This window comes from Wenzhouxiangella sp. 15190, from assembly GCF_003417465.1.
Classification (GTDB): domain Bacteria; phylum Pseudomonadota; class Gammaproteobacteria; order Xanthomonadales; family Wenzhouxiangellaceae; genus Wenzhouxiangella.
The window spans coordinates 148,997-162,401 of sequence record NZ_QVMV01000052.1 but is presented as its reverse complement, the minus strand read 5'-3'; the positions used below and the strand labels follow the sequence as shown (position 1 = coordinate 162,401).

14 protein-coding genes and 1 pseudogene are annotated in these 13,405 nt (G+C 62.9%); 11 read left to right on the top strand and 4 right to left on the bottom strand.

The genetic code is table 11. The features are described 5' to 3' along the window. Positions 1–51: 51 nt before the first annotated feature. Complete coding sequence (gene rnhA, locus DZK26_RS13320) at positions 52–489, bottom strand: ribonuclease HI (RefSeq protein ID WP_116899363.1); 438 nt, start codon at positions 487–489, stop codon at positions 52–54. Then, entirely contained in the window at positions 486–1,085 is a 600-nt protein-coding gene (locus DZK26_RS13315; RefSeq protein ID WP_116899204.1) for a class I SAM-dependent methyltransferase, read from the bottom strand. The genes rnhA and DZK26_RS13315 overlap by 4 nt, the downstream gene beginning before the upstream one ends. A 58-nt stretch (positions 1,086–1,143) precedes the next feature. On the opposite strand from DZK26_RS13315, the gene gloB reads away from it, so the two are divergent. From gloB to metH, 6 genes and pseudogenes are all read left to right on the top strand, one after another. After that, a complete protein-coding gene (gloB, locus tag DZK26_RS13310; protein WP_116899205.1) occupies positions 1,144–1,911 on the top strand; it encodes a hydroxyacylglutathione hydrolase in 768 nt (255 codons plus the stop codon). 16 nt (positions 1,912–1,927) lie between these two features. Continuing rightward, positions 1,928–2,797, top strand: coding sequence for a cupin-like domain-containing protein (locus DZK26_RS13305; RefSeq protein WP_116899206.1), 870 nt, complete (start codon positions 1,928–1,930; stop codon positions 2,795–2,797). Positions 2,798–2,863: 66 nt separating this feature from the next. After that, positions 2,864–3,451 carry a TetR/AcrR family transcriptional regulator gene (locus DZK26_RS13300; protein WP_116899207.1) on the top strand — a complete coding sequence of 196 codons (588 nt, stop codon included), beginning with the start codon at positions 2,864–2,866 and terminating at the stop codon, positions 3,449–3,451. 77 nt (positions 3,452–3,528) lie between these two features. Next, a complete protein-coding gene (locus DZK26_RS13295) occupies positions 3,529–4,098 on the top strand; it encodes a carboxymuconolactone decarboxylase family protein (protein WP_116899208.1) in 570 nt (189 codons plus the stop codon). A 274-nt stretch (positions 4,099–4,372) separates the two neighbouring features. Then, a complete protein-coding gene (locus tag DZK26_RS14630) occupies positions 4,373–5,266 on the top strand; it encodes a metalloregulator ArsR/SmtB family transcription factor (RefSeq protein ID WP_258870898.1) in 894 nt (297 codons plus the stop codon). Beyond that, positions 5,263–8,969, top strand: a pseudogene (gene metH, locus DZK26_RS13280) (methionine synthase). Before DZK26_RS14630 ends, metH begins: the two are co-directional and overlap by 4 nt. Positions 8,970–9,047: 78 nt before the next feature. Here the strand turns inward: metH and DZK26_RS13275 are convergent. After that, positions 9,048–9,638, bottom strand: a complete 591-nt coding sequence (locus tag DZK26_RS13275) for a DUF2058 domain-containing protein (protein WP_116899212.1) — start codon at positions 9,636–9,638, stop codon at positions 9,048–9,050. Positions 9,639–9,655: 17 nt separating this feature from the next. Continuing rightward, the gene (locus tag DZK26_RS13270) at positions 9,656–10,375 is read right to left on the bottom strand and encodes an FKBP-type peptidyl-prolyl cis-trans isomerase (RefSeq protein ID WP_116899213.1); all 720 of its coding nucleotides are present in this window, start codon (positions 10,373–10,375) and stop codon (positions 9,656–9,658) included. A 181-nt stretch (positions 10,376–10,556) separates the two neighbouring features. On the opposite strand from DZK26_RS13270, the gene DZK26_RS13265 reads away from it, so the two are divergent. From DZK26_RS13265 to DZK26_RS13245, 5 genes are read left to right on the top strand one after another with little or no spacing between them, the layout of a single operon-like run. After that, positions 10,557–10,829 carry a hypothetical protein gene (locus DZK26_RS13265; RefSeq protein ID WP_116899214.1) on the top strand — a complete coding sequence of 91 codons (273 nt, stop codon included), beginning with the start codon at positions 10,557–10,559 and terminating at the stop codon, positions 10,827–10,829. Continuing rightward, a complete protein-coding gene (locus DZK26_RS13260; protein ID WP_220337264.1) occupies positions 10,826–11,200 on the top strand; it encodes a GntR family transcriptional regulator in 375 nt (124 codons plus the stop codon). Before DZK26_RS13265 ends, DZK26_RS13260 begins: the two co-directional genes overlap by 4 nt. After that, positions 11,197–12,081 (top strand): ABC transporter ATP-binding protein, encoded by an 885-nt coding sequence (locus DZK26_RS13255; RefSeq protein ID WP_116899215.1) that lies wholly within the window; start codon positions 11,197–11,199, stop codon positions 12,079–12,081. Before DZK26_RS13260 ends, DZK26_RS13255 begins: the two co-directional genes overlap by 4 nt. Then, positions 12,078–13,046, top strand: coding sequence for a hypothetical protein (locus DZK26_RS13250; protein WP_147306718.1), 969 nt, complete (start codon positions 12,078–12,080; stop codon positions 13,044–13,046). Before DZK26_RS13255 ends, DZK26_RS13250 begins: the two co-directional genes overlap by 4 nt. Continuing rightward, the gene (locus tag DZK26_RS13245) at positions 13,043–13,381 is read left to right on the top strand and encodes a hypothetical protein (protein WP_116899217.1); all 339 of its coding nucleotides are present in this window, start codon (positions 13,043–13,045) and stop codon (positions 13,379–13,381) included. The genes DZK26_RS13250 and DZK26_RS13245 overlap by 4 nt, the downstream gene beginning before the upstream one ends. Positions 13,382–13,405 lie beyond the last annotated feature (24 nt).

Here is a 13,405-nt window from a genome sequence, read left to right as displayed (position 1 = left end):
AGTGTAAAGGCGCGAATGAGGCCGGCCCACTTCACACTTCACACTTCACACTCAACACTGCGCCCGTGCGGCGCCACTGGCGAGTTCGTCTGCCCGCTCGTTCTCCGGGTGACCACTGTGGCCCTTGATCCAGTCCCACTGCACGTCGTGGCGTTCGCGCGCCTTGTCGAGGCGTTGCCAGAGTTCGGCGTTCTTGACCGGCTTTTTCGAGGCCGTTTTCCAGCCGTTTTTCTTCCAGTTGGGCATCCACTCGGTGATGCCCTTGCGCACGTACTGGGAGTCCGTCGTCAGGATCACCCTGCATGAGCGCTTGAGCGATTCCAGGCCCTGTATGGCGGCCATCAGTTCCATACGGTTGTTGGTGGTCTCCGCCTCGCCGCCGGAAAGCTCGCGCTCATGGCCATTCCAGCGCAGCAGCACGCCCCAGCCACCGGGGCCGGGATTGCCCAGGCAGGCGCCGTCGGTCCAGATGTGCACCGGCTTGCTCATGCGGCGCGGCACTGGCTGGGTACGGCCGAGCCGCCGACCATGTTCGGCTGTCGGAAGCGAATCGGTTCGATGCGCGCCGGTTCCGCCGGCTTTCGCGCCACCACCACCAGGACGGGGACGAGCCCCGGCACCAGGCCGCGCACCTGGACATTGGCCGATATCGAAAGCTGCAGCTCGCAGCGAACATGCATCCACTGGAACTGCGGCCAGCTCGGAAGACGCAGCGCTGACCGCCCCAGCTCCCGCCAGGCCAGGCGATGCCAGGGATTGGCCGAGACCGATACCAGCACGCCCCCCGGCTTGAGCACGCGCGTGGCCTCTCCCAGCAAGTCGCCGTGAATGGCCGGCTGCCAGACATGCCGCAGCAGCACGGCCGGAACGCTGTCGTCGTCCAGCGGCCAGCATTCGAGTTCGGCCCTGAACGGCCAGCAGCAGGAATCAGCGTCGACCAGCACACGACTTTTTTGCGGTTCGATCTGCGGCGACGCGCTGGCCGTGGGCGCGACTTCGAGAATCCAGTTCGGACGCGGTTTGGCGAACCCGGCCTCGACCAGTCGGGTTTCCAGGGGCTGCAGGCCGGAAAAACCGGCCGGCATGCGGGGCGCGTTAGAATGCTTCTCGGACACGCGAAAAGGATACCAGACGGAGCCGCACATGCCGCTGTCTATCGACGCCATTCCCACCCTGGAAAGCAACTACGTCTGGGCCCTGCACGACGGTCGCTGCGCCCTGCTCGTGGACCCCGGCGAGGCCGGCCCACCGCTGAAGTGGCTGGCCGAAAACGGTCTGGACCTGGGCGCCCTGCTGATTACGCATCATCACTGGGATCACACCAACGGCATCGACGAGATTCTCGCGCAGCATGCCGTACCGGTTTACGGTCCGGAAGACCGGCGTATTCCGCAAGTCGACCATCCCGTCCGCGAGGGCGATCACGTGGAAATCGATTCGCCCGGCGCTCACTTCGAGATACTCAGCGTGCCCGGCCACACCAGTATCCACATCGCCTACTTCGGGCACCGATTGGTACTGAGCGGCGACGCCCTGTTCTCGGCCGGCTGCGGACGCCTGTTCGAGGGCACGCCAGATCAGATGCTCGCCTCACTGGACAAGCTGGCCAACCTGCCCGCCGATACGCGGCTATTCTGCGGCCACGAATACACCGCCGCGAACTGCCGTTTCGCGCTGGCCGTCGAACCCGACAACGAAGCGCTTCAGGCCCGGGCCCGGGAAGCCGAGACGCTGCGCGAAAAAGGCGAAATCACCCTGCCCTCCCGGATCGGGGACGAACGCCGCTACAACCCCTTTCTGCGCTCGCGTGAACCGGCCGTGATCGCGGCGGTGAGGGAGCACGAGCCGAACTGCGGCGAGGACCCGGTCGAGGTCTTCGCCGCCCTGCGCCGCTGGAAGGACAGCTTTTAATGGACGCTCGCTAGTCATGGTCGACCTCACCCGCGTCAATCAAATCGAGAACGTTGATGCCTCGACGTTTCAGCGCGAATACAAACAGCCGGCCCGGCCGGTAGTCATCGAACGCCTCACCGAGTCGTGGCCGGCCCGGGAGAAATGGACCGTCGAGCACCTCAGGGAGCGCGCCGGCGATGTAGTCGTGCCGCTCTACGACAGCAAACCGTCGCGCGACCACAAGCACCAGCACGCCCCGGCGGCGCGCATGCCGCTGGGCGAATACATGGATTTGCTGGAGAAAGGCGAAAACGACCTGCGGCTGTTCTTCTTCAACTTCTTCAACACCATTCCCGACCTCAAGCAAGACTTCGAGTATCCGGACGTGGGGCTGAAATTCTTCAAGAAGCTGCCCGTACTGTTCATGGGCGGGAAGGGATCCAGGGTGCAGCTGCACTTCGACATCGACCTGGCCGACATCATGCTCTGCCACTTCGGCGGACCCAAGCGCGTGATGCTGTTTTCACCCGAGCAGACGCCCTGGCTCTACCGCGTGCCATTCTCCTTCAGCGCCCTGTTCGATGCCCGCGTGGACCAGCCCGATTACGACAAGTACCCGGCGCTCAAGCAAGTCCAGGGCCAGGTCGCCGACCTGGAACACGGCGACGTGCTCTACATCCCGCCCGGCTACTGGCATTTCGTCGAGTACCACGATATCGGTTTCTCGATGTCGCTACGCGCCTTCCCGCGCACACCGGGCAATCTCTCGAAAATGCTCTACAACCTGCTGGTGCTGCGCACCGTCGACGGCGTCATGCGCAAGACCGTCGGTCAGCCCTGGAATGACCGCAACGAGCGCCGGGCCCGCAGCAAGACACACAGGCGACTCGAAACAACCGTATAAGGAAACGACGGGCCTGGAACCGGGTCTCGCTTGATTTATGAACCGACCGGTCCTATAATCTCCGGTATGGCTAGAGGCCGTCCACTGCAATTCGATCCCGATCGGGCCAGAGACGCCGCCATGCACCTGTTCTGGGCGCGTGGTTATCAGGGTACGTCGCTGCGCGACCTGACGCGCGAGATGGCACTGTCGCGCTCGAGCTTTTACCAGTCCATGGGCAACAAGGAACAGCTGTTCATCGATTGCCTCGGCGCCTATCGCAACAATCTGCTGGCTGGGCTGAGACAACGCATGGATGCAGCGCCTTCCGCCCGGACTTTCCTCGAGGACCTGTTTATGGAGGCCGCGGATTCAGCCGGTTCGGAGCAGGCGAGGCTGGGCTGCCTGATTTTCAATTCCGCCGCCGAGCTCGGCCACGACGATGGACGTGCCGCCGAACAGGCACGTCGCAGTCTGCGGCAGTTGACCGGCCTGCTCCAGTCCTGTGTCGAACGCGCGCAATCCCGGGGAGAGATCCCGGCCGATCGCGACAGTGCCACGCTGGCCCACTATCTGACCGCCAGCATGGCCGGCCTCCGTACCCTGGTGAAATCCGGCGTGGGACGCCGCACCGCCCGCGCCACCGCCCGGCAGATGCTCGCGGCACTCCAATGACGCCGTTTTTTTTTGATTCATTTTTGGACCATCCGGTCCATGACGACAACCGACAGCCAAGCCACACAGGAGATGACATGACCGCCGAATACACCATCAAAATGGACACCCCCACCCTGGAAACCGCCAACGACGCCCAGCGTCCACTGCTGGAGAGCGCGCAAAAGGCGCTCGGTTTCGTTCCGGAGATGTACCGGCACATGGCAAAGGCACCGGGACTGCTGAGCACCTACATGCATGGCTACGAGCAGTTCCGCGAGCATTCCGGGTTCGAGCCGGCCGAGCAGGAAGTGGTCTTCCTGACGATCAGCCGCGCCAATGGATGCGGCTACTGCATGGGTGCCCACAGCATGCTGGCCGACCAGGTCTCCAATGTTCCCCCGGAGGTGCTCGAGGCCCTGCGCGAGGACAAGCCGATTCCCGACGAGAAACTGGCCGCGCTGAGCCGATTCACGCGCAGCATGTTCGACACCCGCGGCAACCCGAGCGACGCCGACGTACACGCCTTCCTCGACGCCGGCTACGAGGAGAACCACATCCTGCAGATCGTGGTCGCGCTGGCCGTCAAGACGCTCAGCAACTACTCCAACCACCTCAACAAGCCGGAACTCGACGACGCTTTCAGCGATTACGCCTGGAAGGGCTGATCGACCGGAATGGAGACGGGCGCGGCGGAATGCCGCGCCCCTTTCATCCGCACCGGGACCCGCCCCCGGCAAGCAAATACCGATACCGCAATTCGCCCCGCTGCCGCGCGATAAAGACAACTGCGCTTAAACGGGGAGACGATCGATCTCCTGAAATCAGACCAACCTTCGCTTGAAAGCCCCCGTAGTTCGGGCTAGGCTATGCTATATCTTTCAATCGCGATAAAAGGATATAGTTATCGACCTGGACCGTGTCGGAAGGCACTGCAGCCTGTTGGGGGATGCCACCCGGCTGCGGCTGCTGGCGCTACTCGAAACCGAGGAACTGACGGTAGCCGAGCTGGCGCAGATCACGCGCTTGGCTCAGCCGCGCGTGTCCACGCACCTGGCACGGCTGCGCGAGGCCGGGCTGGTAGTCGACCGACGCGACGGTGTATCCGTCTACTACCGGCTGGGCAATCCCGAAGACAACCCCGAGCTGCACCGGCTCTGGGCGCTTTTCCGCGACGATCTGGACGACGCCGTAGTGGCCGCCGACGCCGAGAGACTGCCCGAAATCATGGCGCAGCGAGCGCTGGGGCGCAACTGGCCGGACACGGTTGCCGGCGACATGGAACGCCACTATTCGCCGGGGCGGACCTGGGAGGCGACGACTCGCGCACTGGTGCAGCTGCTCTCGCTCGGCCGCGTGCTCGACATTGCCTCCGGCGACGGGGTGATGGGCGAACTGCTGGCCCGCCAGGCTAAGTCCATCGACTGCGTTGATGTTTCGGAGAAGGTCGTCGCCGCCGGCCGTGAGCGCGTCAAACCCTTTGCCAACGTCCAGTTCCATCTCGGCGACATGCATGCCCTGCCTTTCGACGACAAGGTCTTCGACAGCGTCCTGATGATGCACGCCCTGACCTACAGCGACCAGCCACAGAAGGCGCTCACCGAAGCGGCGCGAACGATCAAGCCCGGCGGCCGCCTGGTGGGAGCAACGCTCAGCAAGCATCGCCACAGTGCCCAGGTCAAGAACTTCGGCCACGCCAACAATGGTTTCACGCCGAAGCAACTGTCGGCCATGTTGAAGAAGGCCGCGCTGCAGACCGAGTTCTGCGACGTCACCTCGGTCGAACGCAAGACCCCGAACTTCGAAATCATCACCTTTCTCGCGGAGAAATCATGAGCCTGAAATGGCATAACCCCGACCGCGTCGAAGCGCTGTTCGACGCCCTTGGTGAACGCATCCTGCTGCTCGACGGTGCCATGGGCACCATGATTCAGAACGAGCAGCTCGACGAAGCCGCGTTCCGCGGCGAACGATTTAGCGATCACGCCGACGACCTCAAGGGCAACAACGATCTGCTGACCCTGACGAAACCGGATCTGGTCACACGCATCCACCAGGACTTTCTCGAGGTGGGCTGCGACCTGATCGAGACCAACACGTTCAACGCCAACCGCATCAGCCAGGCCGACTATGCGCTGGAGGAATTGTCGGAGGAGATCAACCGTAAAGCGGCGAAACTGGCCCGCCAGGCCTGCGACGAGTCGGCCGAGAAAACCGGCCGTCCGCGCTATGCGGTGGGTGTGATCGGGCCGACCAATCGCACCGCCTCCATTTCCCCGGACGTTTCCAGCCCGGGCTACCGCAACATCGATTTCGCCAAGCTGGTCGAGGCCTACACGGAAGCCGCGCGCGGCCTGCTCGACGGCGGCGCCGACCTGATCCTGATCGAGACCATCTTCGACACGCTCAACGCCAAGGCGGCAATCTATGCTGTTTACGAGGAGTTCGAGCGGCGCGGCGAGCGCTGGCCGCTGATGATCTCCGGCACCATCACCGACGCTTCGGGCCGCACCCTGTCGGGGCAGACGCCCGAGGCCTTCTACATCTCGATCGAGCATGGCGAGCCGTTCTCGGTGGGTTTCAACTGCGCCCTGGGTGCCGACCAGCTCAAGCCCCATATCAAGGCCCTGTCTCGCATGGCCGATTGCCTGGTCTCGGCTCATCCCAACGCGGGCCTGCCCAACGAGTTCGGCGAATACGACCAGACAGCAGAGGAAATGGCCGAGATCGTCGAAGCCTACGCTCGCGACGGCCTGGTCAACATTATCGGCGGTTGCTGCGGCACCACGCCCGAACATCTGGCCGCGATCGCCGAGGTGATCGATGGTCATTCCCCCCGTCCCATCCGACAACAGAAGGCGGCATGAGCGAACAGGAACCGAAACATCGCTACACGCGACTGAGCGGTCTCGAACCGCTGGTGATCACACCCGAGCTGAATTTCGTCAATATCGGCGAGCGCACCAATGTCACCGGCTCGGCGCGTTTCAAGCGCCTGATCGCCGATGAAAAATACGAGGAAGCCGTCGAGGTCGCCCTGCAACAAGTCGAGAACGGCGCGCAGATCATCGACGTCAACATGGACGAGGGCCTGCTCGACTCCGAACAGGCGATGGTCGACTTTCTCAACCTGATCGCGGCTGAACCGGACATCGCCCGCGTACCGGTCATGATCGATTCGTCCAAATGGAGCGTGATCGAGGCCGGGCTGCGCTGCCTCCAGGGCAAGGGCGTGGTCAACTCGATCAGCCTCAAGGAAGGCGAGCAGGCCTTCCTGGAGGAAGCGCGCAAGATCCGGCGTTACGGGGCGGCCGTGGTGGTCATGGCCTTCGACGAGGAAGGCCAGGCCGACAATGCCGAGCACATGGTCGAATGCCTGGCACGTGCCTACAAGCTGTTGACCGAGCAAGCGGGCTACCCGCCCAAGGACATCATCTTCGACCCCAACATCTTCCCGGTCGCCACGGGCATCGAGGAGCACGACAACTATTCGGTCGAGTTCATCGAGGCCGCGAAGACGCTCAAGAAGCGCTTTCCCGACTGCCACATTTCCGGCGGCGTATCCAACATGTCCTTCTCGTTCCGCGGCAACAACCCGGTACGCGAGGCCATGCACTCGGTGTTCCTCTACCACGCCACCAAAGCCGGCATGGACATGGGTATCGTCAACGCCGGCCAGCTGGCGGTCTACGACGACATCGACCCCGAATTGCGCGAGCTGGTCGAGGACGTTGTCCTCAACCGCCGAAGCGATGCCACCGAACGCCTGCTGGATGCTGCCAGCAAGTTCAAGGGCGACGGCAAGAAGGAAGAGAAGGACGAGGCCTGGCGTGAGAAGCCGGTCGCCGAAAGACTCAAGTACAGCCTGGTCAAGGGCATCGACAAGCATGTCGTCGACGACACCGAGGAGGCGCGGCAGCAGTTCGATACCTCGCTGGAGGTCATCGAAGGCCCCTTGATGGACGGCATGAACTACGTCGGCGACCTTTTCGGAGACGGCAAGATGTTCCTGCCGCAGGTCGTCAAGTCCGCGCGCGTGATGAAAAAGGCCGTGGCCCACCTCGTACCCTACCTCGAGGCCGAGCAGACCACCAAGGAGAAAAAAGGCAAGGTCCTGCTGGCCACCGTCAAAGGCGACGTTCACGATATCGGCAAGAACATCGTCGGCGTGGTGCTGGCCTGCAACGGCTTCGACGTCCACGACCTGGGCGTGATGGTGCCGGCCGAGAAGATTCTCGACGAGGCGCGCAGCTCCGAAGCCGACATCATCGGCCTGTCGGGCCTGATCACGCCCTCGCTCGATGAGATGGTCAATGTCGCCGAGGCGATGAACGAGGCGAAGTTCGGGCTGCCGCTGCTGATCGGCGGGGCGACGACATCGCGTGCGCATACCGCACTGAAGATCGACCCGGCCTACCCGGGCCCGGTGTGCTGGGTCAAGGACGCCTCACGCTCGGTCGACGTCGTGCGCAAGCTCGCCAGCAAGCAACACCGCGACGGCTATGCCGCCGACATTCGGTCCGATTACGAGGAATACCGGGAACGCAGCGCCAAGGGCCGCCGCCGCAAGCCGCTGATCTCCATCGAGGCCGCCCGCGACAATGCCTTTAGCCCGGACTGGAGCGAACACCGCCCGGAAGCCCCGAAGCAACCGGGACTGCATGTCTATGACGACTGGCCGCTGGCCGAGCTGGTGGACTATATCGACTGGACCCCCTTCTTCCAGACCTGGGAACTCAAGGGGCGCTATCCCGACATACTCGAGGATGAACAGGTCGGTGAGGCCGCTCGCAGCCTGTTCCAGGACGGTCAGGACATGCTCCAGCGCATCGTCGACAACGACTGGTTGACCGCACGCGCCATCTGCGCGCTGTGGCCGGCCGCACGTGACGGTGACGACGTACTTTTCTATACCGACGAATCACGCAGCGAGGTCATGGAGCGCATGGTCATGCTGCGCCAGCAGGCCGAAAAACCCTCGGCCAACCTGTGCCTGTCCGATTTCGTGGCCGAGGCCGGCAGCGGTATCGACGACTGGGCCGGACTCTTCGCGGTCACCACCGGCATCGGCCTCGAAGAAGCGCTCGAGCAGTTCCCGGAAACCGACGACTACAGCCGCATCCTGCTGCAATCGATGGCCGACCGCCTGGCGGAGGCACTGGCCGAGGCGCTGCACCAGAAGGTCCGGCGCGAACTCTGGGGCTATGCCGCCGACGAGGCACTCGACAACCGGGATCTGATCCGGGAGAAGTACCGCGGCATCCGTCCCGCGCCCGGTTACCCGGCCTGCCCCGACCACAGCGAGAAGGAGAAGCTGTTCCGGCTGATGGCGGTGACCGACAACATCGGCGTGGAACTGACCGAGGGTTTCGCCATGAAACCGATGGCGGCGGTCAGCGGCTACTACTTCGGTCACCCCGACAGCAAGTATTTCGTCGTCGGCAAGCTGGGCAAGGACCAGGTGGAAGACTACGCCCGACGCAAGGGCGTCAGCGTGGCGCAGGCGGAGAAGTTCCTTCGGCCGAACCTGGATTACTAAAAGTAGGTTTCAGGTTTCAGGGGCGGGCTTCGATCTGTCTTTTCCTGAAACCTGAACCCTGAAACCTGAAAACTTCCTTTACCAGACCAGGTCGTCCGGCACCGGCGGATAGTGGCTGCCGTCGTCCTCGGGCTCTTCGCGACCTTCCAGGCTGGGGACCAGGTCCGGGGCGACTTCGCGGTATTTCTCGAGGGTCTCGAGCGGAACCAGCAAATAGGAACCGCGCAGGTTAACCACGCCGATCTCGCCGTTGTTGAGTTGATCACGCTGCTCGGGGGTGCACAGTACACGGCGGATACGCCCCATGTGCTCGAAATAGCGCGGCACCTCGGCTTCCTTGCGGTTGAGGGTGTTGCCCTTGAGGATCTCGTCGAGCTGTAGATTGCGCCTGCGCCGCTCTTCCTGCTCGGCAACACGACGCTGCTTTTCAGCTTCCTTTTCCTGCACTTCGGCCTTGCGCCTGGCGGCATAGGCTCGTGCCAGGTCCGAATCGGCACCCTTCTTCCCGGTTGCTCCCGCCGCGCGCTTTTTCTTCTTGGCCGGCGCGCTGCCGCGGGCCTTCTTCGGGCCGGAATCACCGGCGCCGGGCTTGCCCCGACGCCGGTCCTTTTCGGCCTGCTTTTCGTCGGCCAGCCCTGCCTTTAGCAGGGCATCCTGCAAAGTCCCCATGGCGTTCGAGTCGTCGCTTATTCCTGGGATTCCTGGGACTCGCTGTCGGCCACTTCGAGCAGCTCGACTTCGAAAATCAGGGTCGAGTTCGGGCCGATCGGGCCGGGGCGACCCTGGTCTCCGTAAGCCAGCTCGGAGGGGATGAAGAATTCGTACTTGCCACCCTCGGACATCAGTTGCAGGCCTTCGGTCCAGCCGGGGATGACCTGGTTAAGCGCAAAGGTCGCCGGCTCGCCACGGTCGTAGGAGCTATCGAACTGGGTGCCGTCGATCAGCGTGCCCTTGTAGTGGACGGTTACCTGATCCTCAGCAGCCGGGCTGTCGCCGTCGCCTTCCTCGATCACGCGGTACTGCAGTCCGGAATCGGTCACCATGACGTCGTCACGCTCGGCGTTTTCGGCCAGGAAGGCTTCGCCGGCCTCGCGGTTGGCAGCACCTTCTTCCTCGCGCTGGGACTCCATCTGCTGCTGGCGGCGCTGCATGAAGGCTTCGCGCTCGGCCAGGGCTTCTTCCTCGGTCAGGCGCGTTTCCTCACCGTTGTAACTGGCGCGCAGGGCTTCGATCAGCAGATCGAGATCGAGATCCATATCCTGCTCGGCCAGAGAACCGCCGATATCCATGCCGATGGTGTAACTCAAGCGGTCTTCGGGTGTTTCGAGGGCTTCGTCTTCGGCCAGGGCCGCGGTCGAAGCGCTTGCAACCAGCACGGAGCCGGCCAGAATTCGGGCAATCTTCATGGAAACAATCTCCTTGGGAAAATGGGCTTTTCGAGTTTGCCTGTGACCAGCCGAATGGCAGTCGGTTCAATCGCGGGAGTTTACCAGATCACTCACGAGTCCCGAATCCTCCGGGGGGCTTGACTCTGTGGTGGTGTTTTACTAGACTAGTACACCAACACGACAGCTGAAGGAGCTGACCATGTTGCCGATTTCGAAACGCCGAACACTCGTCATACCCCATCGACTGGCGCTGATCGCCGCCGCAGTGTGCCTGGCGTTGTCCTTTACCGTCGATCGCTCGGGTATCGAAGAGCAGCTTCAGGCCGAGCGGGCCGAACCCGTGGATCGAGCCGAAGCGGTCACTTCCGAATCAAACGCGGTGACGCAGCGCGAGCAGGCCGGCGGGTCCAGCTCGGGCGGCGATTCCAATCTCCGCCTGCTGCCCTGGTTCTCGGGCCTGTCGCGCCCATGATCGAAGCGCGCTGGGACGACAACCAGCCGATCTACTGGCAGCTGCGGGAAAAGACCGTGGCCGCCATTCTTGACGGCACCCTGAAGGAAGGCCAACCGCTCCCGTCCGTGCGGCAGGTGGCGGTAGACTTCCAGATCAATCCGCTGACGGTCTCCAAGGCCTATCAGTCACTGGTTGACGACGAACTGGTGGAAAAGCGCCGGGGTGTCGGCATGTTCGTGCGCGAGGGTGCACGCGGCATGCTGTTGGCAAGTGAACGCAAGCGATTTCTCAACGAAGAATGGCCGCGACTGGCGCAGCGGATCGACAAGCTCGGTCTGTCGATCGAGGATCTGCTAGCCGCACGCGATAAAGAGGAGAGCAAGTCATGAGTTTGACCATTCATGCCCGGGATTTGAAGCGATATTACGGCAACAACAGGGCTGTCGACGGTATCGACCTGGAAATTCCGTCCGGACGCATCGTCGGCCTGATCGGCCCCAACGGTGCCGGCAAGACCACGGCGCTGAAGGCCATACTCGGCTTGACCGGCTACAGCGGTGAGCTCGAGGTGCTGGGCCGAAAGCCCGACAAGGACCGCGATCGGCTGATGGAGGATGTGTGCTTCATTGCCGACGTCGCCGTACTGCCTCGCTGGGCGCGGGTCTGGCAGGTCATCGAAATGACCGAACGGCTCCACCCGCGCTTCTCGCGTGAGCGCTGCATGCATTATCTCAAGAACACCAAGGTCAAACCGAAGACGAAGGTCAAGGCCCTGTCCAAGGGCATGGTCGTGCAGCTTCACCTCGCCCTGGTGATGGCCATCGACGCCAAGCTGCTGGTGCTCGACGAACCCACCCTGGGCCTGGACATTCTGTTTCGCAAGCGTTTCTACTCCAATCTACTCAACGAATACTTCGACGAGGAGCGCACGATCCTCATCACCACCCACCAGGTCGAGGAAGTCGAACACATTCTCACCGACCTGCTGTTCATCAAGGACGGCAAGCTGGTGGTCAACGCCACCATGGACGCCGTCCACGAGCGCTACCGCGAGGTCATGGTCAAGCCGGATCATGTCGAAGAGGCACGCGCCATGAATCCCCTGCACGAACGCGTGCTCTTCGGCCGTCACATCTTTCTGTTCGATGGCGGCGATATCGACCGCCTGAACGAGATCGGCGAGCTGCATCGACCCAGCGTAGCCGACCTGTTCGTTGCCCTGATGGGCGAGGAATACGAAGACAACGCCGGTGCGGAGGAAGCAGCATGAGCACACGCGCGATTTCGAACATGTGGACATTGATGCGCCGCGAGCTCTGGGAAAGTCCAGGCGCGTTCAAATGGGCGCCCATCATCATTCTGGGCCTGATCCTCTTCTTCATCGTTTTCGGGCTGATCCTGGGCTCGCGCTTCGACAACGAGATGGCCTTCACACTGGATGCCATCCGACAGTTCGCCGATGTACCGGAAGACCAGAAGCGACTGTTCGTGACCGGAGCCCTGTTCGCGGTGTCGGGCCTTTTCCTGCAGTTGCTCATTCTGGTGTTGCTCTTCTATCTTTCGAGTTGCCTTTACGACGAACGAAAGGACCGCTCGATCCTTTTCTGGAAGTCGCTGCCGATCTCCGACAGCATGACCGTGGGCTCGAAGGTGCTGACCGCCTGGCTGCTCGCCCCGGCTATCTACCTGCTGGCCGCCATCGTCACCCAGCTGCTGGTTCTCCTGATCGCTTCGGGCTACGGCCTGATGGCAGGCATCAATCCCATCACGGAGTTCTGGCTGCCGGCCAGCCTGCCCAGGCTATGGCTCGTCATGGCGCTGGGTCTGCTGGTGCAGGGGCTCTGGCTGATGCCGATTTACGCCTGGCTGGTGTTCTGTTCTTCCTGGGCACCGCGCGTACCCATCCTGGTCGCGGTCGCCGTTCCGGCCGCGATCTCGTTGTTGCAACATGCCTGGAGCATGCTTTCGAGCTTTAGCCTGCCCCAGTTCAATCTGGGCAGGATTGTGCTCGAACGCCTGGGCAGCGGCCTCATTCCCAGCAACATCGGCTGGCAAGTGGAATCCAGGAATGGCCAGGTCGACATGGGCGACGTCACCTTCAGCGAGGACGTGTTCATGAGCTTCTCCAACAGCCTCGACTTCCTGCTGCGCCCCGGCATGTGGATCGGCCTGCTCATCGCCCTGGCCCTACTGGCCGGTGCCGTGTGGTTCCGGCGCCGCGCCACCGACACTTGATACCGACGCCACTCACCCTTGTCGCCCTGGCCGCACTGACGGCCGGGGCGATTGCCGCCCTCTGGCAGGGGGCTGCCTGGCCCTTCGTCATCGGCCCGGGCCTGGCCGCCGGGGCACCGCTGGTCTTTGTCGCGGTGCGTCTGCGAACGCAGCGAGCGCTGGATCATCACCCGATAACCGTTTCAGTGCTCAGCGGTCTGGGCTGCATCATCGCCATGGTCGGTAGTCTGCGCTTCGGTGATCAGCACGCCTGGACGCTCTATACGGCGCTGGCATCGCTGATCATCTGGATGCTGTGGCAGCGCGATCAACGGCGACATCCGCCGTCACCCTAGCTTGTTGTTACGGCAAGCACCAAA

Coding starts and splice junctions, on each gene's coding strand:
- DZK26_RS13315 (WP_116899204.1), bottom strand. CDS start 1,085: ATGCCGGCCGGTTTTTCCGGCCTGCAGCCCCTGGAAACCCGACTGGTC.
- DZK26_RS13300 (WP_116899207.1), top strand. CDS start 2,864: ATGGCTAGAGGCCGTCCACTGCAATTCGATCCCGATCGGGCCAGAGAC.
- DZK26_RS13260 (WP_220337264.1), top strand. CDS start 10,826: ATGATCGAAGCGCGCTGGGACGACAACCAGCCGATCTACTGGCAGCTG.
- DZK26_RS13305 (WP_116899206.1), top strand. CDS start 1,928: ATGGTCGACCTCACCCGCGTCAATCAAATCGAGAACGTTGATGCCTCG.
- DZK26_RS13265 (WP_116899214.1), top strand. CDS start 10,557: ATGTTGCCGATTTCGAAACGCCGAACACTCGTCATACCCCATCGACTG.
- DZK26_RS13275 (WP_116899212.1), bottom strand. CDS start 9,638: ATGGGGACTTTGCAGGATGCCCTGCTAAAGGCAGGGCTGGCCGACGAA.
- DZK26_RS13250 (WP_147306718.1), top strand. CDS start 12,078: ATGAGCACACGCGCGATTTCGAACATGTGGACATTGATGCGCCGCGAG.
- gloB (WP_116899205.1), top strand. CDS start 1,144: ATGCCGCTGTCTATCGACGCCATTCCCACCCTGGAAAGCAACTACGTC.
- rnhA (WP_116899363.1), bottom strand. CDS start 489: ATGAGCAAGCCGGTGCACATCTGGACCGACGGCGCCTGCCTGGGCAAT.
- DZK26_RS13270 (WP_116899213.1), bottom strand. CDS start 10,375: ATGAAGATTGCCCGAATTCTGGCCGGCTCCGTGCTGGTTGCAAGCGCT.
- DZK26_RS13255 (WP_116899215.1), top strand. CDS start 11,197: ATGAGTTTGACCATTCATGCCCGGGATTTGAAGCGATATTACGGCAAC.
- DZK26_RS13295 (WP_116899208.1), top strand. CDS start 3,529: ATGACCGCCGAATACACCATCAAAATGGACACCCCCACCCTGGAAACC.